At 69.0% G+C, this 23615-nt stretch carries 23 protein-coding genes and 2 pseudogenes; 17 read left to right on the forward strand and 8 right to left on the reverse strand.

What is annotated here, in order from left to right:
- Positions 1–161: 161 nt before the first annotated feature.
- On the reverse strand, positions 162–611 hold the full coding sequence (locus tag OG730_RS40765) for a flavin reductase family protein (protein ID WP_327309615.1): 450 nt from the start codon (positions 609–611) through the stop codon (positions 162–164).
- 198 nt (positions 612–809) lie between these two features.
- On the opposite strand from OG730_RS40765, the gene OG730_RS40770 reads away from it, so the two are divergent.
- From OG730_RS40770 to OG730_RS40780, 3 genes are all read left to right on the forward strand, one after another.
- Positions 810–965, forward strand: a complete 156-nt coding sequence (locus OG730_RS40770; RefSeq protein WP_204357835.1) for a DUF6131 family protein — start codon at positions 810–812, stop codon at positions 963–965.
- A gap of 112 nt (positions 966–1077) precedes the next feature.
- Complete coding sequence (locus OG730_RS40775; protein ID WP_327309042.1) at positions 1078–2139, forward strand: fatty acid desaturase family protein; 1062 nt, start codon at positions 1078–1080, stop codon at positions 2137–2139.
- Between the two features lie 224 nt (positions 2140–2363).
- Positions 2364–2852 (forward strand): VOC family protein, encoded by a 489-nt coding sequence (locus OG730_RS40780; protein WP_327309043.1) that lies wholly within the window; start codon positions 2364–2366, stop codon positions 2850–2852.
- A gap of 154 nt (positions 2853–3006) precedes the next feature.
- Here the strand turns inward: OG730_RS40780 and OG730_RS40785 are convergent, their stop codons facing one another.
- The gene (locus tag OG730_RS40785) at positions 3007–3189 is read right to left on the reverse strand and encodes a hypothetical protein (RefSeq protein WP_327309044.1); all 183 of its coding nucleotides are present in this window, start codon (positions 3187–3189) and stop codon (positions 3007–3009) included.
- 320 nt (positions 3190–3509) lie between these two features.
- On the opposite strand from OG730_RS40785, the gene OG730_RS40790 reads away from it, so the two are divergent.
- Complete coding sequence (locus OG730_RS40790; RefSeq protein ID WP_442815238.1) at positions 3510–3854, forward strand: PRC-barrel domain-containing protein; 345 nt, start codon at positions 3510–3512, stop codon at positions 3852–3854.
- Between the two features lie 167 nt (positions 3855–4021).
- Here OG730_RS40790 and OG730_RS40795 read toward each other — a convergent pair whose 3' ends face one another.
- Positions 4022–5455, reverse strand: a complete 1434-nt coding sequence (locus tag OG730_RS40795) for a pre-peptidase C-terminal domain-containing protein (protein ID WP_327309046.1) — start codon at positions 5453–5455, stop codon at positions 4022–4024.
- A 350-nt stretch (positions 5456–5805) separates the two neighbouring features.
- Between OG730_RS40795 and OG730_RS40800 the strand changes: the two genes are divergently transcribed.
- From OG730_RS40800 to OG730_RS40830, 7 genes are all read left to right on the forward strand, one after another.
- Positions 5806–6759, forward strand: a complete 954-nt coding sequence (locus tag OG730_RS40800) for an ABC transporter substrate-binding protein (RefSeq protein WP_327309048.1) — start codon at positions 5806–5808, stop codon at positions 6757–6759.
- A 2-nt stretch (positions 6760–6761) separates the two neighbouring features.
- Positions 6762–7736 carry an amino acid ABC transporter permease gene (locus OG730_RS40805; protein ID WP_327309049.1) on the forward strand — a complete coding sequence of 325 codons (975 nt, stop codon included), beginning with the start codon at positions 6762–6764 and terminating at the stop codon, positions 7734–7736.
- Between the two features lie 8 nt (positions 7737–7744).
- Complete coding sequence (locus tag OG730_RS40810) at positions 7745–8497, forward strand: amino acid ABC transporter ATP-binding protein (RefSeq protein ID WP_327309616.1); 753 nt, start codon at positions 7745–7747, stop codon at positions 8495–8497.
- Positions 8494–9708 carry a M20 family metallopeptidase gene (locus tag OG730_RS40815; RefSeq protein WP_327309050.1) on the forward strand — a complete coding sequence of 405 codons (1215 nt, stop codon included), beginning with the start codon at positions 8494–8496 and terminating at the stop codon, positions 9706–9708. The genes OG730_RS40810 and OG730_RS40815 overlap by 4 nt, the downstream gene beginning before the upstream one ends.
- Before the next feature lie 172 nt (positions 9709–9880).
- Positions 9881–11170 carry a cyanophycinase gene (locus OG730_RS40820; RefSeq protein ID WP_327309051.1) on the forward strand — a complete coding sequence of 430 codons (1290 nt, stop codon included), beginning with the start codon at positions 9881–9883 and terminating at the stop codon, positions 11168–11170.
- A gap of 140 nt (positions 11171–11310) precedes the next feature.
- Entirely contained in the window at positions 11311–12180 is an 870-nt protein-coding gene (locus OG730_RS40825; RefSeq protein WP_327309052.1) for a MurR/RpiR family transcriptional regulator, read from the forward strand.
- 133 nt (positions 12181–12313) lie between these two features.
- Complete coding sequence (locus OG730_RS40830) at positions 12314–12634, forward strand: UBP-type zinc finger domain-containing protein (RefSeq protein WP_327309617.1); 321 nt, start codon at positions 12314–12316, stop codon at positions 12632–12634.
- Positions 12635–12785: 151 nt separating this feature from the next.
- Here the strand turns inward: OG730_RS40830 and OG730_RS40835 are convergent, their stop codons facing one another.
- Positions 12786–13556, reverse strand: a complete 771-nt coding sequence (locus OG730_RS40835) for a 2OG-Fe dioxygenase family protein (protein WP_327309053.1) — start codon at positions 13554–13556, stop codon at positions 12786–12788.
- Positions 13557–13808: 252 nt separating this feature from the next.
- On the reverse strand, positions 13809–14258 hold the full coding sequence (locus tag OG730_RS40840; RefSeq protein ID WP_327309054.1) for a TIGR03618 family F420-dependent PPOX class oxidoreductase: 450 nt from the start codon (positions 14256–14258) through the stop codon (positions 13809–13811).
- A gap of 213 nt (positions 14259–14471) precedes the next feature.
- On the opposite strand from OG730_RS40840, the gene OG730_RS40845 reads away from it, so the two are divergent.
- From OG730_RS40845 to OG730_RS40860, 4 genes are all read left to right on the forward strand, one after another.
- A complete protein-coding gene (locus OG730_RS40845; protein ID WP_327309055.1) occupies positions 14472–14771 on the forward strand; it encodes a hypothetical protein in 300 nt (99 codons plus the stop codon).
- A 188-nt stretch (positions 14772–14959) separates the two neighbouring features.
- Positions 14960–15424 (forward strand): hypothetical protein, encoded by a 465-nt coding sequence (locus tag OG730_RS40850; RefSeq protein WP_327309056.1) that lies wholly within the window; start codon positions 14960–14962, stop codon positions 15422–15424.
- A gap of 129 nt (positions 15425–15553) precedes the next feature.
- Entirely contained in the window at positions 15554–15862 is a 309-nt protein-coding gene (locus OG730_RS40855) for a hypothetical protein (protein WP_327309057.1), read from the forward strand.
- A complete protein-coding gene (locus OG730_RS40860) occupies positions 15859–17487 on the forward strand; it encodes a penicillin-binding transpeptidase domain-containing protein (protein WP_327309058.1) in 1629 nt (542 codons plus the stop codon). Before OG730_RS40855 ends, OG730_RS40860 begins: the two co-directional genes overlap by 4 nt.
- A gap of 987 nt (positions 17488–18474) precedes the next feature.
- On the opposite strand, the gene OG730_RS40870 is transcribed toward OG730_RS40860, so the two are convergent.
- A complete protein-coding gene (locus OG730_RS40870) occupies positions 18475–21141 on the reverse strand; it encodes an NACHT domain-containing protein (protein WP_327309059.1) in 2667 nt (888 codons plus the stop codon).
- A 266-nt stretch (positions 21142–21407) separates the two neighbouring features.
- Positions 21408–21881, reverse strand: coding sequence for a hypothetical protein (locus tag OG730_RS40875; RefSeq protein WP_327309060.1), 474 nt, complete (start codon positions 21879–21881; stop codon positions 21408–21410).
- A 226-nt stretch (positions 21882–22107) separates the two neighbouring features.
- Here OG730_RS40875 and OG730_RS40880 point away from each other — a divergent pair.
- A pseudogene (locus OG730_RS40880) lies at positions 22108–22323 on the forward strand (hypothetical protein); the annotation flags it as partial.
- Here OG730_RS40880 and OG730_RS40885 read toward each other — a convergent pair.
- Positions 22220–22945: a hypothetical protein gene (locus tag OG730_RS40885; RefSeq protein WP_327309061.1), complete on the reverse strand. Its 726-nt coding sequence runs from the start codon at positions 22943–22945 to the stop codon at positions 22220–22222. The pseudogene OG730_RS40880 and the gene OG730_RS40885 sit on opposite strands and share 104 nt — an antisense overlap.
- Before the next feature lie 318 nt (positions 22946–23263).
- Between OG730_RS40885 and OG730_RS40890 the strand changes: the two are divergent.
- Positions 23264–23413, forward strand: a pseudogene (locus tag OG730_RS40890) (IS5/IS1182 family transposase); the annotation flags it as partial.
- Between the last annotated feature and the right edge of the window lie 202 nt (positions 23414–23615).

The raw sequence follows: 23615 nt of genomic DNA on the forward strand, positions 1-23615 counted from the left end.
TGTTCGGGACGCGGCGCGGTCCCGGCGTTTCGGGGCCGCGCCCAGCTCCGCGGTCTCAGCACCGGTGAACGTATCGCGCAGCCGCACGGAGTCGCGTACTCCGCGCTGCGGCTGCGGCCGCGGCCGCAGCTGACGGCGAAGGCGTGAGTCGGATCAGACAATCAGGCAGGGTGCCCCGGTGAGATGTCGGCGATATCGCTGAACCGGAGCAGGGACGGCTCGTCGCTCCGCCCGGGCGGGCTCTGGTCCACGGGCTCGAGCAGAAAGCCGACGTGGTCCCCGTCGCTTTCCACGTGCCCTCGCACCCGGCCGACGAACCAGGCGAGGCAGTCTGTGAGGACCGGTGCGCCCCCTTTTTCGGACCGCCAAGCCACTCGCTCGAACTTGTCGACGTCGTCGCCGGTCCGCCCGCCGAACCAGTCTGCCGTGGGCTCCTGCTCGCGACGCAGGACGTGGACCGCGACGTGCGAGGCGCGGCGTGCGACGCGATACGTCCGGTTGGACGTGGAGATCCACACCATGAAACGGGGCGGGTCGATCGAGCACTGCGAACCGAATCCCACCAGGCAGCCGGCCTGTTCGCCATCGGCCGCCGCCGTCACGACGTACATCGGATAATCGAGGACGTCGGTGAAGCTGTCCAGTCCGGGTCCGGTCACGTAAAGCTCCTCGGGTGAGCAGCAGAATTTCCGCCGCAGAAGTTCAGGGCCGACCGACAGATAAGGGCGAAATTCTCGGGTACACGCGATCTGAAGCACTCGGGCGGATCAACTGTTTCATCGAATTTTCGACATGAGAATGAGGAAACCATGATTTTCGCCGGACTCATCCTCCTGCTCATCGGATTCCTGACCGGAATCTCGATTCTGTGGACCATCGGGATCATTCTGCTCGTGGTGGGCGCGGTACTGTGGATTCTGGGCTCGGTCGGGCACGCGGTCGGCGGACGACGTCACTACTGGTAACCCTGTGCGCCACGGCGCAGGGCCGGTAGCCGCACCCACGGCCCTCCGTACCGGCAGTCGGACACCCGGAACTTCACGGCACGCCGAAGGCCCTGGAAAGGGATGCCCGATCATGAACTCTTTGGAGAAGGTGCGGCCCCCGCCCGCAGGGGCGGAAGCGGGCAGTGATTTCGCACGGCTGTCCAAGAAGATCCAGGCGGCCGGACTGATGGGCCGGCGCCCGGGCTACTACGCATTGCGCATCACAACCGTGACGCTCCTCTACGTCCTGGGTTGCACGGCCTTCGTGCTGATCGGGGACAGCTGGTGGACCCTGCTCGCCGCCGGATTCCTGGCCGTGGTCTTCGGGCAGGTGGCGCTGTTGGCGCACGACATCGCGCACCGGCAGGTCTTCCGCCTGCGCAGGTCCAGCGAGCTGTCCGGGCGGCTCGCCGGGAACCTCGGCATCGGGATGGGATACGGCTGGTGGCAGGACAAGCACAGCCGCCACCATGCCAACCCGAACCACGAGGACCTCGACCCCGATCTCGATCCGGACATCCTCGTCTGGACACAGGGCCAGGCCCGGGCCGCGAAGGGGCTGCCGCGGCTCCTGGGGCGCTCCCAGGCGTTCTTGTTCTTCCCGCTGCTCACGCTGGAAGGCTTCAACTTGCACGTGTCCGGGATCCGCTCCCTTGCCAACGGCGCTCTGAAGAGCCGGGTATGGGAGGGCTTGCTCCTCTTCACGCACATCGCGGTCTATCTCGGCGCGCTGTTCCTGGTGCTTCCGCCCGGCAAGGCGATCGCGTTCCTGGTGGTCCACCAGTGCCTCTTCGGCATCTACCTCGGATCCATCTTTGCCCCGAACCACAAGGGCATGCCGACCCTGCGAGGCGCGGACCGGCCGGACTTCCTGCGCCGCCAGGTGCTGACCTCCCGCGACGTGCGGGGAGGCCGGTTCACCGACATCGTGCTCGGCGGCCTGAACTACCAGATCGAGCACCACCTCTTCCCGAGCATGCCCAGCCCGCACCTGCGCCGGGCCCAGGTCATCGTCCGCGGTCACTGCCAGGAGCTCGGAGTGAGCTACCTGGAGACCAGCCTGATCAACTCCTACCGCCAGACCCTGGCCAGCCTCCACCACGCCGGCGCCCCTCTGCGGCAGCCCCGCCTGCGCCAGCCCCGCACCACCTGATCCAGCTCGCCCTGCGGGCGATGACGGGAAACGCCGGGGAAACCCGACGAACGCAGGCTCGCACCTCCCCTGCGGCTGCACCCACCACCTCACGGCGGGCCCCTTTGGGGCATCCGGCGCCCGGCCGCCGCGCGGCGCGGGTACGTGTGCGGCACGTTCGGGATATCTCTGGTCGCAGATTGGCGGTCGGCGTGGCCGCCACTGTCCGGAAAGGCCGGTGGCCGGTGACTGTCCAGCCCGTTCCCGAGGGGTATCCGCGCGTCACGCCGTACCTCTGTATCGACGGCGCCGCGGCCGCGATCGACTTCTACGTCTCCGTGCTCGGCGCACGGGAGCGGATGAGGATGGCCGCACCCGGCGGCAAGATCGGCCATGCCGAGCTGGAGCTCGGAAGCTCGGTCATCATGCTCGCGGACGAGCACCCCGCCATCGGCTTCCGCTCACCGAAGTCGATGGGCGGGACGCCCGTGACCCTGCATGTGTACGCCGAAGACGTCGACGCGGTCTTTGCCAAGGCCCTCGCCCGGGGTGCCACCGAGCTGCGGCCGGTCAGGGACGAGTTCTACGGGGACCGCACCGGCCAGTTCGAGGACCCGTTCGGACATCGCTGGAGCATCGCCACGCACATCGAGGAGGTTCCGCCGGATGAGATGGAGAGGCGTTCTGAGGAAGCCGAGCGCGCCATGGAGTCCAAGCCGCCGGGCGGCGAGTGAGGGAACCCTCCGCACCGACCCCGTGAAGGAGGGCCGTCCGCGCACCAGCGACGGCCTGTCGACCAGCCGGCCGCCGTCGGCCTGCTACCGCTCACCATCTTCAAGCTGATCCGGCGGCCATGACCTTGGCCCCCTCTCGCTGACGACCCGGATGTCAGCGCCTGCGGCCCCGTCCGCGTGATGCCCACCCGGTTCCGATGCCGGCGACGTGCAGTGCGAGCGCGGCGAGGCCGAGCAGCATGAAGTTGGAGGAGCTCAGTACGTCGTTGGTGGCGATGTTGGCCGCGTTGATCAGGAACGCGATGAAGAACAGCACTGCGGCGATGATGCCGAGCATGTCCTTACCCCCTTCGGTAGATGACGGCCGTGTTCCCCGTACGGGCCGGATCATGAGCCGCTTCCGGGACTGGCTACGCGGTGGCCGGTGGCCGGTGGCCTCTACCGAAGGCCCGACCGGCACGCTCGACGAGCAATGGGCCAGAGCAACGCCTCCTTCCTCTCACCTGGAGAGGCACGTGACGGGATGGAGCGGACCCGTGCCGGGCCGACGTGTGAGTCCCGGGTCTCGGGGCAGTCGCCTGGCCGAGGCACCCGCCCTCCGCCGGACAACAGGGGAGCGGGTGCGCAGAGCAGGCGAAGAAGGAGACACCCGTGAACATGAACGTGTGGAGCTACCGCGAGACTTCGGGCCGTCTGGAGGCGATCGACCTGCGCGGGTTCAACGTCGAGGCGGCTGACGGGAGCATCGGCAAGGTGAGCAAGCACTCAGACGAGGTCGGCTCCTCGTACGTCGTGGTGGACACCGGGCCCTGGATCTTCGGCCGAGAGGTGCTCCTGCCGGCGGGCACGGTCACCCATGTCGACGTGGAGGGCGAGAAGATCTACGTCGACCGCACCAAGGACCAGATCAAGGCCGCTCCCGAGTTCGTCAGCGAGAAGCACATCGGGGACACGGACTACTACAGCCGGATCGGTGGCTACTACGGCGGCTTCATCGGCTGAGACCTCGTCCGCCGAGCCGTCCCGCCGCCCGGGGTTCCGCAGCAGGGACCCGTAGGTGCACGGCATTGCGCAAATTGTCCACGCCGCCGGCGCCGCGGGACTGCCGCGGGCACGCGCTGTGGCGGGTGCCGGACCGGAGAGTGGGAGGGTCCGGCACTCACCGTGCCTCAGCTCTTCGTCAGCGTGCAGGTGTAAGGAGAGCTGCCCGAGCTTTGATATGCGTCGAGCTCGATGTAGTAGGTGCCGCTTCCGGCGGCGGTTCGGGTGAAGGTGAGGTTCTCGTCGGCGCCCACTCCATCGTTCACGGAACGGTCGACGGTGCTGCCGCCGGAGTCGAGCAGGTAGAGGTCGGCGTCATAGGCGCCGTCCGGAATGGCGCACTGGATACCGACCCGCTCGCCGGCCGAGAAGGAGACGCGGAAGTAGTCGCGGTCGGTGGTCGACTTCATGCTGCCGGTGAGTGAGGCGGGGTAGGCCAGCGCGGTGGCGTCATCGGCGGTGGCGCGGGTGTCGTTCGTTTCGGTTTCCGTCAGGGTGTTCGTGCCTCCGGGCGGGGTGCAGTCGCTCTGAGGGCTGCCGGTGTACAGGTTGGGGTCGGTGACTCCGCTGGTGACGCTGCGGAGGTAGTAGCCGCAGGTGGGTCGGTTCTTGAAGTCGTAGGTCTGCCCGGGGCCCAGGCGCCAGATCTTGTAGTTGGAGAAGGTCAGTGGTTTGCCCGAGGACGCCTGCTCCGGCTGGTGGTCGCCCAGGACGACGTAGGCCTCTTTGCCGTAGAGGGTGGCTGCTCCGTTCTTGTCGAGGAACAGTGAGCTGCCTTCCTCGACCCCTACGCCCCAGGCCTTGCCTCCGGAGGTCCGGCCGTCCTTGATGGCGCGGGCGACGAAGGCCATGGTGCGCCCCATCCGGTCGCGGGTGGTGAAGTGGGAGTCGTTGATGACCCCGCCGTAGTTCGCCCAGTCGAACATGCCGGTGGTGAAGGTGATGTAGCTGTCGTACGGGTTGGCGAGGGCTTCTGGGCTGGTGACGCTTCCCTTGCAGGCGTCGTAGACCACGGGGCTGTTGATGTGGTGGCCGGCGCTGCCGCCGCCCGCGCCGCCGCCCTTGGCCACGACGGACTCGACCGATGCCTCCAGCGCGCTGCCCTTCCAGGCGGTGTAGCGGCACTGGTCACCGCCGGCGAAGTAGACGAATTCGGCGTTGCGGATGTCGGTGTTGACCTGGCTGTTGTTGCCGTCCGCGGCGGCGGTCAGGGTCCAGGTGGTACAGGAGTTGACGCCGGGAAGCGCCATGGCGGCGTCGCATTCGGGCGTGGCGCTGCCCGAGGTGGGGGCGGAGCCGGCCAGTACGACGACGTCCAGGCTGCCGGTGCCGCCGCGTACGGCGTCGATGGCGGCCGACATCGAACCGGGGATGATCTTGCCGTCGCCGTTCATGGTGAAGGCGGGCCCCTGCCATGACGTGCGGCTGACGTCCGAGCCGCTGCCCGAGCGGACCCGCGTGGTGGCCGCCTGCGCGCTGCTGGTCGAAGTGAGCGTGGCGGCAAGTGTGAGCAGTGCTACGGCGGTCGAGGTCAGCGAGGCATGTCTGATCCGTGTGCCCATGGCTTCTCCAAGGGGTGGGGGAGGGGTGGGGTATCCGCGGGAGGCAGGGCGTGGCGACGCCCTGAGCGGCGCTTGGGGAGGTGCGCCGTCCTGTAGGTGCAGTAGCGGAACTTACAAGCCGGTCCGAATGGGCGGTAGATGTAGAGCGAGAATCGCTTCACTCTTGCGGTGCGTGGGCGGTTTCGTCAGCTCAAGTGTCAGCTCGAAGGGCTCTCGCGGCCGACAAGGCGCTCGTTACCTCAATGTAACGAGCGATACATCTAGCCATCAGTCGCATGCGTCTGTAATTTTCGGGTTGTAGTCGACGGCGAACACCCCGTCGGCCCGAAGACCGGAGAGGCATACGCCTGATGAACACCCGTTTGTCCAGAAACCTGATCGCGGCGCTGACGGCCGCGACCGCGCTGGCCACGCTCACTTCCTGTTCGGACTCCGCCGCCGACACCGCCAAGGCCACCGGCGGACAGCCGGCCACTGTCGCGGGGGTGGCGGTCGCGAAGGACGCCGCGCTGTACGACGCACTGCCCGACGCGATCAAGAAGTCGGGCACCGTCCGCGTGGCCACGGACGTGCCCTACGCGCCGTTCGAGATGTTCGTGGCCGAGGGCAAGCCCGAGCTCACCGGGCTCGATTACGACCTGGGACAGGCGCTGGGAGCCAAGCTGGGCGTGAAGTTCGAGTTCGCGCCTCAGAAGTTCGACGGGATCGTGCCGGCCATTCAGGCCGGGAAGTTCGACGCGGCGATGTCGGCGATGACGGACAACAAGGAGCGCCAGGCGGTCGTCGACTTCGTCGACTACTCCGTCTCCGGGTCCGGAATCATGGTGATCAAGGGCAACCCCGAGAAGATCACCACTCTCGATGACCTGTGCGGCAAGAAGGCCGCGGTGCAGGCGGCGACCAACCAGCTGGACCTCCTCAAGGAAAACCAGGCGAAGTGCAAGGCCGCCGGGAAGAGCGAGATCGACATCCAGACCTTCCCCAAGGACTCCGACGCGCAGCTCGCCCTGCGCTCCGGCAAGGTCGTCGCCCAGGTGCAGACCAAGCCCGCCGCGGGCTGGACGGCCAAGACCGCCGACGGCGGCAACGCCTTCCAGATCGTCGACGATCCGGCTGCCGCGGGCGGCTACGGGGCCTCGCCGAACGGGATCGCGGTCTCCAAGAAGCTGCCCCAGCTCAGCGACGCGATCCTCAAGGCCTTGCAGGCTCTGATCGACGACGGAACCGTGACCAAGATCTTCGACAAGTACGGTGTCGCCTCGATCGCCGTCAAGGAGGCCACCAAGAACGCGGCGGTGGACTAGAAATGACCACCACCACAGCTCCCGCCGACATCGATCGCCCGGCCCCCGAGCAGCTCACCGTCGTACCGCTGCGCCACTACGGCCGTTGGATCGCCGCTGTCGCGGCCATGACCGCACTCGTCGGCGTGGCCGGATCACTGGCGAAGAACGGCAATCTCCACTGGGAGGTCATCGGGCGTTTCCTCTTCGCCGACCTGATCTTCTCCGGCCTCGTCACGACCCTGTGGCTCACCGTGGCGGCGATGGCCCTCGGACTTCTTCTGGGCACGCTGGTCGCCGTGATGCGGCTGTCGTCCAACCCGGTTCTCTACGGCATGTCCTCGCTGTTCGTCTGGTTCTTCCGCGGCACCCCGCTGCTGGTCCAGATCATCTTCTGGGGATACGCCGCCGCCCTCTACCAGTACGTGAAGATCGGCATCCCGTTCACCAGCGTCACCTTCCTCCAGGTCGAGACGAACTCCCTCCTCACCCCGGCCGTCGCAGCCCTGCTGGCCCTCGGTCTCAACGAGGCCGCGTACGCCTCGGAGATCGTCCGCGCCGGCATCCAGTCGGTGGACCCCGGCCAGAGCGAAGCCGCGCACTCCCTCGGCATGCGACCCGCCCAGACGATGCGCAGGATCGTGCTGCCCCAAGCCATGCGGGTGATCATCCCGCCGATGGGCAACGAGTCGATCAACATGCTGAAGATGACCGCCCTGGTATCGATCATCTCGGCGCACGACCTGATGTCCAACATCCAGGACGTATACGCGCAGAACTACCAGGTCATCCCCATGCTCGTCGTCGCCAGCCTCTGGTACCTGGGACTGGTCACCCTGCTCGGCATCCCGCAGGCATGGCTGGAGCGCCGCTACGGCCGCGGAACCGACCGCGGCGGCCACGCCTCACCTCTCCGTCGCATGCTCACCGGCGCACTGGCCCAGCCTGCCGGCCGGCCCGCCCGCACGAAGAAGAACACCAAGGAGGCGGCAGCGTGAACGTCCCCATGGTCCACGCCCAAGGCGTGCGCAAGCACTTCGGGAAACTCGAAGTCCTCAAGGGCATCGACCTGACCGTCCAACGCGGCCAGGTGTGCTGTCTGCTGGGCCCCTCCGGCTCAGGCAAGTCGACGTTCCTGCGCTGCATCAACCACCTCGACAGAGTCGACGGCGGGAAGCTCGCGGTCGACGGCGACCTGGTCGGGTACCGCCAGAGCGGATCGCGGCTCCACGAACTCCGGGAGAAGGAGGTCGCCGCGAGACGACGCGACATCGGCATGGTCTTCCAGCGCTTCAACCTGTTCCCTCACATGACCGCCCTGGACAACGTCATGGAAGCCCCCGTCAACGTCTGCAAGACCGACAGGTCGCAGGCCAGGGACGAGGCTCGGCACCTGCTGGAACAGGTGGGTCTCGGGGATCGGGCGGGCCACTACCCGGCCCAGCTCTCGGGCGGGCAGCAGCAGCGCGTCGCCATCGCGCGAGCCCTGGCGATGAAACCCAAACTCATGCTTTTCGACGAACCCACCTCCGCGCTCGACCCGGAACTGGTCGGAGACGTCCTGGACGTGATGCGCCGGCTCGCGGCAGACGGCATGACGATGGTCGTGGTCACCCACGAAATCGGCTTTGCCCGCGAGGTCGGTGACACCGCCGTCTTCATGGACGACGGCGTCGTCGTCGAATCCGGTGACCCGCGGCAGGTCCTTGTCGAACCCCGGCAGGAACGCACCCGCGCGTTCCTCTCGAAGGTCCTGTGACCGCCCCCTCACGGGAGCAGCCGCACACCAACGAGCTGCTTCCGTATGCCGAGGCGCGTCTGGAAGGCTACCTGTCCGACCTGGCCGGCCTGGTCGCCATCGACTCGGGCTCCTACAGCCCCGTCGGCGTGAACCAGATGGCCGACTGGACCCAGAACCGGCTGCTGAGGCTCGGATTCGCCGTCGAGCGCGTGGCTCCCGACCCCACTCACGGGCACCCTGTCGGCGATGTGATCCTCGCCCGGAAACAGGGCGACCTTCCGGTCGAGCAGGGCGGACGACGCCTCCTGCTCGTCGCGCACCTCGACACCGTCTTCGACGACGGAACCGCCGCGGCGAGGCCCTTTCAGCTCGACGGCCACACGGCGCGCGGCCCCGGTGTCAGCGATGACAAGGCCGGACTGCTGGCCGGTATCACCGCTCTGGAGATCCTGGAGGAGACCGGGGCGGGGCAGTACGCGGAGCTCGTCTTCCTCGCCACCCCGGACGAGGAGATCGGCTCACCGGCGAGCCGCCCGGTGACCGAAGCGGCAGCCCGTGGTGTCCACTTCGCCCTGGCCCTGGAATGTGCCCGGGAGAACGGAGACCTGGTCATCGCCCGCAAAGGTGTCGCCGACTTCCGCGTGAGCGTCACCGGCCGGGCAGCGCACGCCGGCATCGAGCCGGAGCGCGGAGCGAACGCGGCTCTGACCGCCGCCCACCTCGTCGTGGCTCTGCAGTCCCTCAACGGCCACTGGGACGACGTCACCGTCAACGTCGGTGTCGTACGGGCCGGCAGCCGCACCAACATCGTCTGCCCGGAAGCCGAACTGCGCGTCGAGGTGCGCTCGGCGACAGCCGCCGGACTCGCCGCGGCCCACCGTGCGATCGAGTCCGCCGCCGCACGGCCCGCCGTGACCGGTACGACGGCGACGGTCGAGCAGCTGGACCTGTGCCCGCCCATGGAGGACACACCCGCCTCACGCCGCATGTTCGACCAGGCCAGACGCATTGCCGCAGGCCTGGGGATCAGCCTGCACGGTGCGGCGACCGGCGGCGTCGGGGACGCCAACTTCATCGCGGGTCTCCGCGTGCCCACCCTGGACGGCCTCGGCCCGGTCGGCGGCGCCGACCACACCCCGGAGGAATGGCTGGACACCTCGACCGTCCCGGCCCGCGTCGCCCTCCTGGCTTCACTCGTCGCCGAACTCGGCGACAGCCGCACCGGCTGACACCCCCAAGGACGTCCCGTACCGGTTTGATCGCGCCATTGCCCGGTACGGGACCCAGCCCCGGCAGCCCCTCCCACCAGGCACCGGGCTGCCGGCCCGCGCCGGGACCGCGGCCGCCACCAGCCGCCGCGGTCCCGGCCACCACCCGACCCCACCCACAGGAGCCATGCCCATGCGCGTCCCGACCGGAGCCCGCCGTACCGCACTGGCGGGCAGCACCGCTCTCCTTCTCGGCCTCACCCTCGCCCCGGCCGCCCAGGCCCACACCGCCAAGTCAGCCAACGGCGGTGGCTCGCTCGTCCTGATCGGCGGCGGCCTGAAGGCCGACAACACGCAGGTCTACGGCGAGATCATCAAGCGTGCGGGTGGATCGAAAGCCCGCATCGGTGTCCTCACCGCCGCTTCGGTCCCCGCCAGCCAGGATCCCGACGCGGGCGACCCCGAGAACTGCGGCAACTCCGTTTGCAACGGCGCCTACTACGCCGGACTCTTCAAGCAGCACGGTGCCGCCGACGCCCAATGGATCCCCATCGACCTCGACCACATCGCCCATGCCGACTCCGACGAGGTCGTACGGCAGGTCAACTCCATGACCGGCTTCTTCTTCGGCGGCGGCGACCAGTACCGCTACGTCACCACTTTGCTCCACGGCTCCGCCCACACCGACTCCAAGGTTCTCGCCGCCATCCGGGCGAAGCTCGCCGCCGGGGCGGTCGTATCCGGATCCAGCGCCGGAGCACAGATAGCGGCCGGAGCCGACATGGTCACCGGAGGCGACTCCTACGAAGCACTGCGCGACGGCAGCAGCCCGGGCTATTTCGACGACCCGGCCCGGCTCGGCTACCTCCCCGAAGGCGGCTTCGGCTTCCTGCGCTCCGGACTGATCGACACCCACACCGGAACGAACGGACGCGAAGGCAGGGCCCTGCGGCTCGCCGCCGACACCGGACACGACCGCGTGTACGCACTGGAAGAGAACACCGCCCTCGTCGTCGAGGATCCCAGCACCCCGCGCGAGCGACTGCGCGTCCTGGGCCCGCAAGGCGTCGCCATCCTGGACCTCCGCCAAGCCCGAACCGGCAAGAACCCACAGGCCGGATGGAGCCTGAGCGGCGCCCGCTACACCTACCTCTCGAACGGAGACCGCTACGACCCGAACCGCTGGCAGATCCTGCCCGCCGACGGCAAGCGGCCCCTGATCCCGCTGACAGCCTCACCGATACCCGCCAACTCGGACGTCTTCTACTCCCCGGCCAACCCCGCGGGCGTCCCCTACTCCTTCCTGAACACCGCCCGCGCCCTCGCCGCGAGTACCCGGCGCACCACCACGGCCGCCACATTCGAGAGCGGCCCCCGATTCACCGTCACCTTCACCAAGCAACCCGGATTCACCGCCTGGACCAGCGACGACGCCACCGCGCACACCGTCACCGGCCTGCGGATAGCCGTCGCTCCGGAGTGACTCTGCCCTGACGCACTCCGGGCGACCGGGCCGGCCGGAACCCGGGGGTTCCGGCCGGCCACACCGCTCACGATCGCCAGTAGGCTCGACCTCAACCTTGACCGCCCAAGCACCCACGCATACGAAGGAAGACCCAGCGCATGGCCCCTGGCACGCTCGCCGACGAGATCCGCCTCAAGCTGGGCGACGCCAGCCCCGCCGAACGGAAAGTCGCACGCGTGCTACTCGCCGGCTATCCCGCGGCCGGTTTCGAAACCATGGCAGTCCTCGCGGAACGCGCCGCCGTCAGCACCCCGACCGTCCTGCGCTTCATCAACCGGCTCGGCTACCGCGGCTTCCCCGACTTCCAGGCCGCGCTCCGCGCAGAGCTCGACGAACGCAACGCCTCCCCCCTCTCCCTCTACGAGGCAACCGACTACGGCCGCGGCCACGACGGAGGCGAGGACCTTTCCCTCCTCCAGCGCGGCAGCAACCTCTTCAGCGCCGCCGTGGCCCAGACCCTCGCCGAACTACCCCCGCACGATCTCGAACACGCGATCGCACTGCTCTCCGACGGAAAACGCCGCATCACCCTGGCCGGCGGCCGGTTCACGAACCTCTTCGCCCAGTACCTCGGCCTGCACCTCATGCAGGTACGCGACGACGTCCGGTTCCTGCCGGACCGGGACGTCGAACGGACCGCCCAGCTCGCAGCGGTGAACCGACGTGACGTCTTCGTACTGTTCGACTACCGGCGCTACGAGCCGGACAAGGTCTCCGTGGCCGAACTCGTCCAGGAGCAGGGCGGCAAGGTCATCCTCTTCACCGACGTATGGCTTTCACCCGCGGCCGCCCACGCACAGGTGGTCCTGCCGAGCCAGGTGGCCGCACCCTCCCCGTACGACAGCCTGGTCCCCACCCTCGCCATCATCGAAACCGTCGTCGCCGGCGTGCTCACCGCCCTCGGTGAAGGCGCCCGCCAGCGGATGCAGCGCGGAGAGGACACCGCCCGCCGGATGGGCCTGTACTGAGCCCCTTCCCGCGCCCTGCGTGCGGGGCCGCGGCTCCCCGGAACTCCTGTCCGCGTGACGGCTCGCCGGCATGAGCGCCCGCTAGGCGCGGTCTAGCATGGCCATGGGGCAGAGCCACGAAGGGTGGATGGTGATGGGCCGCGGCCAAGGCTGGAAGGTGGCACCGGACGGCGGGCGTCCACGCGGGCGGACCTGCACCCACGCCGCCGCACTGCCGCCTCTACCGGCACCGGGTGCGGACGCAGGCTGTGCGCAGTGCCGGTCACGCGGATGGAACTGGGTCCGCTTGCGCGTGTGTCTGAGCTGTGGGCACGTCGGTTGTTGTGACAGTTCCCGAGGCCACCACGCCCATGATCACTACGTGGGGACAGGACATCCCGTCGCGGTTTCCATTGCCCCTGACGAGGACTGGGCATGGTGTTTCCCCGACGAGGTCTTCTTGGTCCGCGCCTGACGGCGGACGGGTGGCTTTCCCCGGCCGCGACGGAACACCTCCTCTTGGTGCGTCACGCCGTTGAACTCGAAGCATTCGCGCTGGAGGGTGGCCTGGATCCGGGTGCCGCTGCCGCCGGACCCAGGCGGGTGAACGTCCCGGGGGTGCGATGTCACAGCTGGGGGACGTACGGGGCGATGCCGATGATGAGGATGGACCGTTCGCCCGGCCCGGGCTCGGAGCCCGCTCGGACCGGGCCGACGTAGTGGCTGACCTTGTGGTCGTGGACGGCGTACCCGTCCAGTGGGTCGGTGAGGGTGAAGCGCGCGTGGATGTCCGTCCACGGGTCCTCGGGTTTGAGGCCCGCGCTGCCCGGTGTGGCGATGACGTTCTGCCCGCCGGTGACGTTGGTACGGCTGATCAGGTGAGCGAAAGTGAACGTGCTGGCCGAACCTCCGTCCTGGTGCAGGCAGTCCGGGGAGGAAACGGCGTCCTGGCCGAGATGGTCGACGCCGAGCTTGATCAGGTGGACACCGGCCCACAGGGGCCGCCTCCCCAGATCCTTCAGCGACAGCACCTGGTCGATGTCCCAGCGCAGGAGTCGCAGCAGCAGAGCGTTGCCGCGCAGCGCCTCGGGGATGCCGGGGAGCACGCGCCCTGTGCGCGGGTGGGCAGGGTCGTCATCGCCCTGGGAGAAGTCGGTGACCGTTCCGTGCACGGGGTCGGGGGTTCCGGGAATCCAGGACAGTTCGTCCTTCCACGGCAGGTACACGGCGTGGGAGTACCGGCGGAACCGATTGGTTCCCGGCGCGTACGGGTCGGGTGGCAGAGACGTGAAGACCTCCCGGATCCCGGCCAAGTCCCTCGCCGTGGAGCCGGTCGGGACGATACCGAGTTGCTCCGCGCCGTAGCGGGCGAACCCGCGCTCGCGCAGACCGTTCAACCCGTCACCCAGACCACCCGCATCAGAGTGCGACCGTCGCCGGGTATCAGTCTCCACGTCTTCCTCCCACAAGGTCACCGCCCGGAGCGTGGCGCCCACGGCTCGTGCCGACCTTACGCACACCCTGGGCCGCGCCGATCCGCCCGGTGGACATCTCGCGCGACCGGACGGGAGAGACGGAGCTGCGCGTGTGCGGCCAGGACGAGCCAGGCCCGGCGGAGGAAGGCCCACCAGCACCGGTCTACTGGCCAGTCAGGGAGTAGGGACGGGGCCGCCGGGCCGGAACCGCTCCACCCCTACGATGTGCCGCACCTTGATGGGGCGCACGATCACCGAGACTCGCTGTTCCCCGGGCATGAGCCACTCGTAGCGCTCTTTGTCCAGGTACTTGCGGGCCAGCTGGTCCATCCGATCGTGTGCCTCTTTGCCCTCGATGAACCGGGCCACCACACCGCTGATTTGGACTCGGTCGAAGGGGTTGGTGGCGTCCGCGTGCGACAGATAGACGCGGGGGTCGAGGCGCAGGTTTTCCTCCTTCACCCGGCCCGCTGAGGTGGTGAACGTCAGCTCCCCCTCACCCTCCAGATCCACCCACATCGGGCTGACCTGCGGTGCTCCGTCGGCGAATACGGTGCCGACGTACCAGATGTTGGGGGCTTGTAGCCGGGCTCGGACAGCATGGTCGAATGTCACAGCAGTCATTCTGTGAAGCTAGCAACCCTGCGCGGCGCGACAGCTATAACTGGCAAAACTCACGCCGGCCCGGGTCCGCCGGGGGTTCAGGAACCTGCGCGCGAAGACGGGCACGCCAGCCGGTGCACCGAAACCCACCAGGCCCGGCCCCGGCCGGCCGCTGGGCTCGGAGAACCGCCACCCCCGTTCATCGCCACGATCCCGGCGATGTTGGATAGCGGCATGGTGAGACGCAAGAAGGAGAAGAAGAAGCGGCACGCCTGGGGCATTCCGAAGGGGATCGTCCTCTTGGCGACGCCGGAGGGCTGGCGCTTCAGCATCCAACCCGTGGAAGGCGGCATGCTCTGCGGGCGCCTGGACATTCCGATCAACACCGACCCGCAAGACGCGCGAGCCGCCGCGGCGGCCATGGTGGTGGAACTGGCACGCGACGTCCACGACACCGACGTCGAGGTGACCTGGGATCCGCCCCCGGAGCCCTGGTCATGGACCGCCCAAGTATCCCTCGCCACCGGCCTCTAACCTCCCTCGCCAGCCACCGGAGGTTGGACGGCAAGCTGATTTCCTGTTTGCAATCCGGAGCTGCCGGAGCCCGGATGGTCTGACGCCCTTGGGGTGCCCTGCCTGGGGGTGGCGGCCCGTCCTGAGAGCGATTGGACCTGACGGACCGGCTGGTCGGAGCGATCTGGCACTCTGCTCAGAATGGCGGGATGGGTTTCGAGGGCGAAGTCTGGCGACTGATGGGGCAGGAGGAACTGCTCGGCGAGATCGTCATCGACGAGGCCGACTTCCCATGGCTGAACGGTCGCTTCGTTCCAACGCCGACGTTCATAGTCGAAGCTGATCGGCTGGACACCCACCGGCACGGCTGTCGAGTCAGGCACAGCCCACCCCCATGCGCCGTCGGGACCGCACACAGGATGTCCCCCGAGCGTCACACACCGTATGGGCGCGAGGGCATCCAAAGGCCAGCGGATTGTGTCGCTCTGGGAGCTTTACTCTTCGCGCTTCGGGCGGTCATTCCGCGGGCCACGGATCCCGAACTGGTGCAGGAGCCCTTCAACGGGTTCTTTCCCGGTCGCCCGGAGAACCTCGTCGTCAGTGATCGGTGGCAGTTCCGTGGTGGCCGGACGTACGTGCAGGGGTTGCCGTGCCGCTCGATCGGTCGGGGTTGACCGCCGCCGTATTCGTAGGGCAGGAAGCGCATTGCAGAAGTCCGGCGTACAACCTTCGGCATGCCTCGCAGGTCAGAGTCCCCGAAGGTTCCAGCAGGCAGCAGTCGAGCAGGTTGTACAGGGGGATGCGTGAAGGGGTTCAGAACGGCGGTGACCGTCGTCGGTGCGGCGGTTGCTCTCGGGATCGTGGGGACTGCCGTGGCTCCGGTCGCGGCCGTCGCCGCGCCGGCGGCGCGGGCGGCTGTCGTCGCGGGCGCGGCGCCGGATGCCTGGATGGAGGTGTACGAATCCGACACGGTCGGCTCCGAGGAGCCGTACATCGGCTGGTACGAGGCCGACGGGACCTGGCGCGTACGCCACGTCGACACCGACGCCCAGCACTTCGCTTCCACCAGCCACACGGTCCACCTGGACGTCAGGGGAGGGACTGCACCATGAGCAGCAGAGTGAAGACCGCCTTCTTCGGCGGCGTGTTCGTCCTGGTGGCGGGCGGGGTGGGGTTCGCGGGCTACGAGATGCTCGGCGGGGACTCGGACGCCGCGTCGCTGAACGCATCCGGATCCGGGGCCGGGGAGGTTACGGCCCAGGACGTCGAGCGGACATCGCGGGACTTCCTCGCGGCGTGGGCCCGCGGGGACGCGGACGCGGCGGGGACGCTGACCGACGACCCGGCGGCGGCCGCGGAGGCGCTGCGCGGCTTCCGGGAGACCGGGCACGTGGAGAACGCCGTGGTCACGCCGGGCGCGGCGAGCGGCGCAACGGTGCGGTACACGGTGAAGGCGACCATCAGTTTCGAGGGGCACGAGAAGGAGCTGGCGTACGCCTCGGAGCTGACCGTGGTGCGGGGCAAGAACAGTGGGCGGGCGCTGGTGGACTGGCGGCCGGCGGTGCTGCACCCGAAGCTGATCGAGGGCGCGACCCTGCGGACCGGTGCGACGACGAGGGGCTCGATCCTGGCGGTGGACCGCGAGGGCCGTGAGCTGACCGCCGAGAAGTATCCGTCGCTGGCCCCCGTGCTGGACACCCTGCGTACCCGGTACGCGGACGGAGCCGCGGGCGAGCCCGGCGTCGAGACCTGGATCGAGGCGGCCGACGCCGCCGCGCCGAACCAGACGCTGCTCACCCTGGTCAAGGGAAAGACGAAGAAGGTCCAGACGACGCTGGACGCCGACGTACAGGCGGCCGCCGAGCTGGCGGTGAAGAAGTACGACCGGGCCTCGGTGGTCGCCGTCCGGCCCAGCACCGGCGAGATCAGCGCGGTCGCCAACAGCCCGGTCAGCGGGTTCAACGTGGCGATGGAGGGGGCGCAGGCCCCCGGCTCCACGATGAAGGTCGTGACCGCGGCGATGATGCTGGAGCACGGCCTGGTCGGCGGACCGACCTCCCCGGTCGAGTGTCCGAAGGAGGTGACCTGGTCGGGCCGGACCTTCCACAACAACAAGAACTTCTTCATCGAGAACGGCACCTTCCGGGACAGCTTCCGCCGCTCCTGCAACACCTTCTTCATGAAGGCGCTGGGCCCGCTGAACGCCAAAGGCGTGGAGGACACCGCCCTGAGCCAGACGGCCCGCAAGTACTTCGGCCTGGGCGGGGTGTGGTCTGTCGGGATCGCCTCCACCGACGCCGGCATCCCGGTCTCGAAGGGCCCCGAGACGGCCGCCTCCTACATCGGCCAGGGCAAGGTCACCATGAACGCCCTCAGCATCGCCTCCCTCTCGGCGACCGTGAAAAACGGCGCGTTCCGCCAGCCGGTGATCGTGCCCAGGGAGATGATCAAGGGCAAGCTGACCACCGCCCAGCCGCTGCCCAAGAACATGGCCGCCACCCTGCGCAGCCTGATGGGCGCCGCCGCGACCGACGGCACCGCCGCCAAGGCGATGTCCGCGGTCAGCGGAGACAAGGGAGCCAAGACCGGGTCGGCCGAGGTCGATGGGCAGAGCGACTCCAACAGCTGGTTCACCGGCTACGCGGACGACCTGGCCGCCGGCTCGGTCGTCCAGTCCGGCGGCTACGGCAGCGGGCCGGCGGGCGACGTCGTCGCGTCCGTGCTGAACGCACGGTAGGGCGGAAACGGCCCGGCCGGCAGCCCGGAGACGGCCGGACGGGCCGAGGCGCACTGTGAATGCGCGGGCTGGTGGCAGCGGCTGGGCGTCAGCACGGCTATGAGGGCTGTTCCTGCTCATGGCTGCGCGCCGGTAGTGATCATGGCTGTCAGGGGGTGACCAAGCTGCTGCCACCAGGTGGCCATCGTGGAGATGGCTGGCTGTCCTGGGAGTGCATTTTCGAAGCCGCGTACATGGTCTGGACACATCGCCGCGAAGGGTGTTCTAGATCATTTGCGTCTGTGGCAGCCGTCTCGCCGCTCCTTGCACGAGTTGGTCACGAGCCACAGGACGCCCAAGATCACGGCTCCGGCCAGCCACAGAAACACGATTGCCCCCACGCCGAGGACGGCTCCCACATCGCTGTCTACTCTGCGGGCGTCCTGGACCTCGGGAGACTTCGTGGCACAGGTGTCATTGCTGGCCTCAGCGATTCCGAAGATCAGCCACAGCAGCATCAGCAGGCTGAACGCGAGGATTCCCCTCCCGGACGGGCCGGCGTCGGCCCGCGCGGAGTGTGCGGAGTGTGCGGTGCGACAGGCCGGAACGGCGGCACTGGTCGTGCATCGTCACGACCGGGCCAGTCCAGCCCGAGGTCGCCGAGCGCGGCGAGCCGCCCGGGGTCGAGCCGGTCGCGGCGCTGGTAGCCGAGGGGGGGCGACGACATCAGCCACGAGGGCCAACGTTGCCTGATCCGGCACCCAGCAACCGGAGCACCCGGTCGTTGGCGAGGGCGTGCCCCTTCGCGTGCCGGCCACGGCGGCCCGCCGGGTTGGCGGGGGAGGAGGGCGCGTACGGTCTTGCCGCCTTCGGGCCCGGGTGTGATGACGGTGGCGAGGGCGAGGTCGTTGACCATGTGCCAGCCGAATCCGCCGGTCTCATCCCGCAGGTCGGGGCCGGCGACGAGAGCGCCGCTGCGCCGTTCGTTGCCGATCAGACGGACGCATGTCATCGACGGACCCGGTACAGGTCGAGAGTGGTCAGCGCGGTCGCTGCCTTGGTCCGAATTGCCTTGCCTGCCCGAGGGTCATTGGCCAACGCGGCCAGGAACCGCATGCCCGCGGCGCGGTGGGTGTCCAGCATGGCGAGGGAGCTCGCGGCAGTGATCTTGAGGTCCACGGGGGTCGTGGGGTCCGTGGCGAAGGCCGACAGGAGGTCGGCGGAGCGTTCTTCTCCCCACTGGGCCAGTCTGGAGACCGCGCTGACCCTGTCCCACAGTTCGACGCCCCCGTCCCGTGCGATGCAGAGGAGCAGGACGACCGCCTCTTCGCGGTGCCCGTCCACCTCCGCCAGCGCCTCTGCGGCAGCCATGCGGTGGTGCGCTTCCATCGCCCGGTCGGATGCGATATCGGCAAGTGGTCGAGCGGCCTCGCCCTGGTGGGTGGTGGAGCGGGTCAGGAGTTGGAGTGCGCGCCGGCGGTTGTCCGGGTGGCTGCTGCGGCCGGTCACGACGGGCAGAATCAGTTCCGCGGCTGCTTCCGCGTCTACCTCGGCAAGCCTTTCGGCGGCCGTCAGTTGGGAGTGGCTTCCAGGTATCGACTCCCGGGCCAGCTCGGTGAGCAGACGGACTGCGCGGTCCTGGTAACCGGCCACCCCGGCCAGTGCCAGGGCTGCCCTCGCCCGGTCATCCGGTGTCCTGGTGCTGATTCCCGCCAACGCGGTGAGCAGGCCAACTCCGTCTTCCCGGTGGGGCTGGTCCATCTCGGACAGGTACTGAGCAGCGGTGACGGACCCGTACTGGGCGAGGTTGAGCAGCAGAGCGGCGCCGGACTCGCGATGCCCCTCCAGCTCAGTGAGGTGATGGGCTGCCGTGCAGCGAAGGTAGTCCGTGCTCTCGGGGTCCATGGCGCACTCGGTGAGCAGCTGCACCCCGAGGAGGCCATGACTGGGCAACCGGGCCAGTACCCGGGCGCCGGCGAGAAGGTTGTCGGGGTCGTTGTGAGGCGCCTGCTCCTCGATGAGCTGGAGGAGCAGTGTGGCCCCGGCCGTCTCGTGGCCCTCCAGCCCGGCCAGGATCTCGGCGGCCCAACTTCGGTGGTCCGGTTGCAGCGCGCGGTCACCGGCGAGACGGGTCAGGAGCCGCGCGCCCTCATCGAGGTGGCCCTCCAGCTCAGCGAGGTCCCAGGCGGCCTCCACACGACTGCGGTCGTCCCCGGCGGGGCTGTTCGCGAACGCGGTCAGCCACTGTGCGACCTTCGGACGCGGGAGGCTGCTGCCGAGCTGGAGTTGCGCCTTGAGCAGGTAGTACCCCGTGATCTCGGCGGATCCGAACAGGGCCTCCATGGCCCGCAGCGTGGCCCTTGCCAGCGGCCCCTCCGAGGCCAGCAACGCGTCGAGAAGGAAGCCCAGGTAGGACGGTTCCAGACCGAGCGGATCCAGGGGCTTGATGCCGGACGTGCGCCGGCTCGCCCGGCGAAGTCTGTCGCGCAGCCGCTGTGCGGGAAACAGCCGGTCGAAGAGCAGCGTGCGGGTCTGAGGGTCGCGGGTGGCGTGACGCGCGGCGTGGTACTCCAGGAGTGTGCGGTGCAGGAACTCGACGTCGCCGCCCTGGCCGGCCAACAAGCCGCAGGAGCGCAGAAGCGAAGCCAGTAGAGCATCCCACAGCGGTGGTTTGACCTTTTCCGGTCGTCGGGCGTGCGGGTGCGCGGTGAGGATCGCGGTGGCCGGAGCCCGGTTCCCGCTGATCCTTTCGTGGGCCAGGTGATCGATGAGGAGCGGCAGGTGTTCCCGGGCGCGCTCTGCGGCCTTCTCCACGGTGCGGCGGTCCTCGGGGATCTGATAGCGGCTGACCAGGGTGTGGATAGCACGGTCGTGCAGGTCACTGACGCCCTTGTGGACGTTCTCCTCATAGAGCAGTTCGACGAAGGATCGGAAGACTCCGGCCCGGCCGTCGGGAAGGGGGCGATCGGTGTCGGCCTCGTACAGATGGCACAGCATGGCGGTCATCAGCGGGATGCGGGCCAGTTCTTCCAGCCGGGTCCGCCGGACACCGTGCAGGAACGCCCGGACGTGACGGTCGGCATCGGGCAGCGCGTGCAGACGTTTGTGCACGTAAGTGCGCACGTCGGCGTCCGTGAAGGGCTCCAGCGTGAAGTGGTCGGCGGCGCGGGGCAGCCGGTCGAGTTCGCCGTGGGGAAGGGGGCGGGTTGCGACGAGGAACAGGTAGGGCGTGTCCGTCTGCCCGGCTTCGCGAGCAAGGCGGTCGAGGAGGGACAGCCGGGCCGTCCGGTCGGGCACCTCGTCAAGGCCGTCGACCATCACCAGCCACCGCGCGCCGAGACGCGGAGGGAGGCGGAAGAAGTCCTCGTTCAACACCTCGCGAAGCCCGAAGGGACCGTACTCCTCGGTCACCGCGTGCGCCAGGGCGGGCGCCAGCAGGGGCGCACCGACCAGGTCGCCGGCCCTGATGAGTACCGGGAAGGCGAGTGCCGAGGAAGCGGGGTCGGCCTCCGTCGTCAGCAGGTGCCGAGAGGCGGACAGCAGGTGCTGCCGCAGAAGCGTCGACTTGCCGTGGCCCGGTCCGGCCAGCAGGACCCGGATCGGGTCGTCGCCGGCGAAGACCTGTTCGGCGGCCGCGGGAGCCCGCGCGGCCCGGGCCGAGGTGCGCCGCGCCACATAGACATCGGCCAGCGCCGGCGCGTCGAGCTCCGGCGCCAGCCCCGGGTGAGGAAGTTGATCGGCTGCCGACCGGACGGCCCGCAGGTACGAGCCGAGCCGGTGATCGGGGCCGCCCGGTCGCGTGGCGCGGTGACCGTCCCCGGGCTCCGGCGCGGAGGCGTAGTACGTGATGTTGTCGGCGTGCCCGACCGCGAATCCACCCGTGGTGGCCGAGATGATCGTGTCTGCCGTGACGTGCTGGGCCTTACCATCTCCGAGCCCGCTCAGCCCTGCTGCGGACCCGGCTGTGGAGGGGTTCCGACGGTGACGTCACGCATCTGCACCGCTGCCGCGGAACCGTGATCGGCCCGGATGTCCACGTTGCCGCGGATCATCGGGCCGTCGGCGGGCGCCTCCGCTCCGTCCGCCGGGGCATGCCTCTGCAACAGGGCCTCCAGGATTTCGGCGGCCTCATCGCGCTCGGAGTCGCTCAGGTTCTCCAGCGCCTGCTCGAAGCGTGCCTGCCAGGCTCCTTGCTGGCCGCTGCGCACGCCAGCCTGCTCGTCGTCCTGTGCTGTTTCCAGGGCGGCCGCACTACGGTCGAGCCGTTCCAGCTCGACGCGCTGACGCGCCCCGTCGCCCCGGGCGAACCATTGCGCAACCGACTGCTGCAAGCCCTGCCAGGCGCTGGTTCCGGCTGCCTGGACGACCGCAGCACCTCCGGCCGCGGCCAGCGCCGCCAGCCCCTCCGCCAACATCCAACGGACCCCGTTCGTAACCGTGTTCGACAGGCGAGACGGTAGCGCACGGCGCGGTACGCCACCTCTCATTCCACAGGATTCATACCGGGCGGGGGCGCGGTCCGCGCCGCTGAGTGGGGTCAAGGCTGGCAAGAAGTAGGTCTCCATCGACCTGGTCCAGGACTCCCGCACATCCCGATCGCCGCCGGCGCCAGCGGCGGCAAGTCGACCATCCTGTGTGGCCCACGGCTCCGGAGTGGGCAAGGTGCGCTCGGTGGTCGAGCGCACCTTCGACTGGCTGCACCAGTTCAAACGCCTGCGCACCCGCTACGAACGACGGCCCGATTTCCATGGTCTCAGACGGCGGCCGGTACGGGCTCCCCGGCCTTGGCCTCATCCGCGGGCACGGGGGTGGCCTCGGTTACGGGCCAGGTGTAGAACACCGTGCCCTGCTGGCTGACCCTCTCGAGCTCGCCCTTCTTCACGAGACTCTGCAGGGCATTACGGATCGTCTGGACTGAGGTGTCCCGCTCGGGGTGCGTCGCTTCGAACTCGCTCTGGATCTCGCTGACCTTCTTGGGCTCGCCGGGCTGCTGGGACAGGATTGCGCCAAGGAGCCGGCCAAGTGTGGGCCCGGCCGTCGTTGGGTGCTTGGCTTCAACAGCCGCGGTCTTCGGGGCAGCCGTCTGCTTGGTGGCCACGGTCTTCTTCGCGGGCGTGGCCCCGGCCTTGGCTGTGGCCTTCTTGGCGGCCGTCTTCCTGGGTGCGGTCGACTCCTTAACCGGAACCGCGTCGGCAGCGGTCTTCGCTGCCCTCGGCGCGGGCACGGCCGCCGCGTCTGTGCCTGCGCCGACCGTCGGAGTGCTGCGTGCGATCTGGACAGGCGCCGGTGCCGGTGCCGGCTCAGCACCAGCATCCTGCGGAGTGTCCGCGAGCGCCGCGGTGAGCCACTTCTCCTCCCCCTGGAGCTTGCTCAGACGCTCGGTGAGGATCGCCTGCTCGGCCTGGTTGGCTGCGAGGGCGGCGGCCAGGTGGTCCGTGTACTTGCTCTGGGTCGGGGTGCTGACCGGCTCATTTGCCACTATGGTCCACGCTCCTTCTGGAGGGATGTGCGTTGATTCGGGATGCTACTCGGCGCAGGCCGGGGCCGGTTGGTGTATCGCCCCAGCTCACGCCGGAACGGTCGGGCCTACCCATGTGAGGCGCGCGCCTCCCAACGAAACCGGGTACGGTTCGGCACCCGGCACGGAGGCCAGTGGGACGGCACGTGGGTACGTACCGGATGACGTCGTGATCACGTCCTTTTCTGATCCCGGTCTCTCGGAAGGAAGCAGGGGCATCGTCAAGGTGGTCTACCCCGACCCGGTCGACCGTGTCGACGTCCGGTTCGCAGCAGGTCTGGTCGACAGCGCTGGGCCGTCGAGCGCACCATGTCCTGGCTTGGCGGCGGCCGCCGGCTGCACCGACGTTACGAGCGCAAGCCCGAGCACCTTCTCGCCTTCACCACCATGGCCACGAGCCTGATCAACTATCGCCGACTCACCGAGTGAAGGCCGCACGGGCGGAGGCGGCTTGCGCTGATCGTCCTGATAAGTGCGCGGCTCTGGACGAGTTGGTGGACGAGGCCGGCCAGGGTACGCAGGCGGCTGTATGAGGTGTGGAGGGGCAATCGGACCTCTCATCACTGTCCGCGGCCCGCCGACGCCCGCCTCCCGGCGGACGTATCACCCCGCTCTGCGGCACCACCCGCCG

The organism is Streptomyces sp. NBC_01298 (assembly GCF_035978755.1).
In the GTDB taxonomy this organism is placed as follows: domain Bacteria; phylum Actinomycetota; class Actinomycetes; order Streptomycetales; family Streptomycetaceae; genus Streptomyces.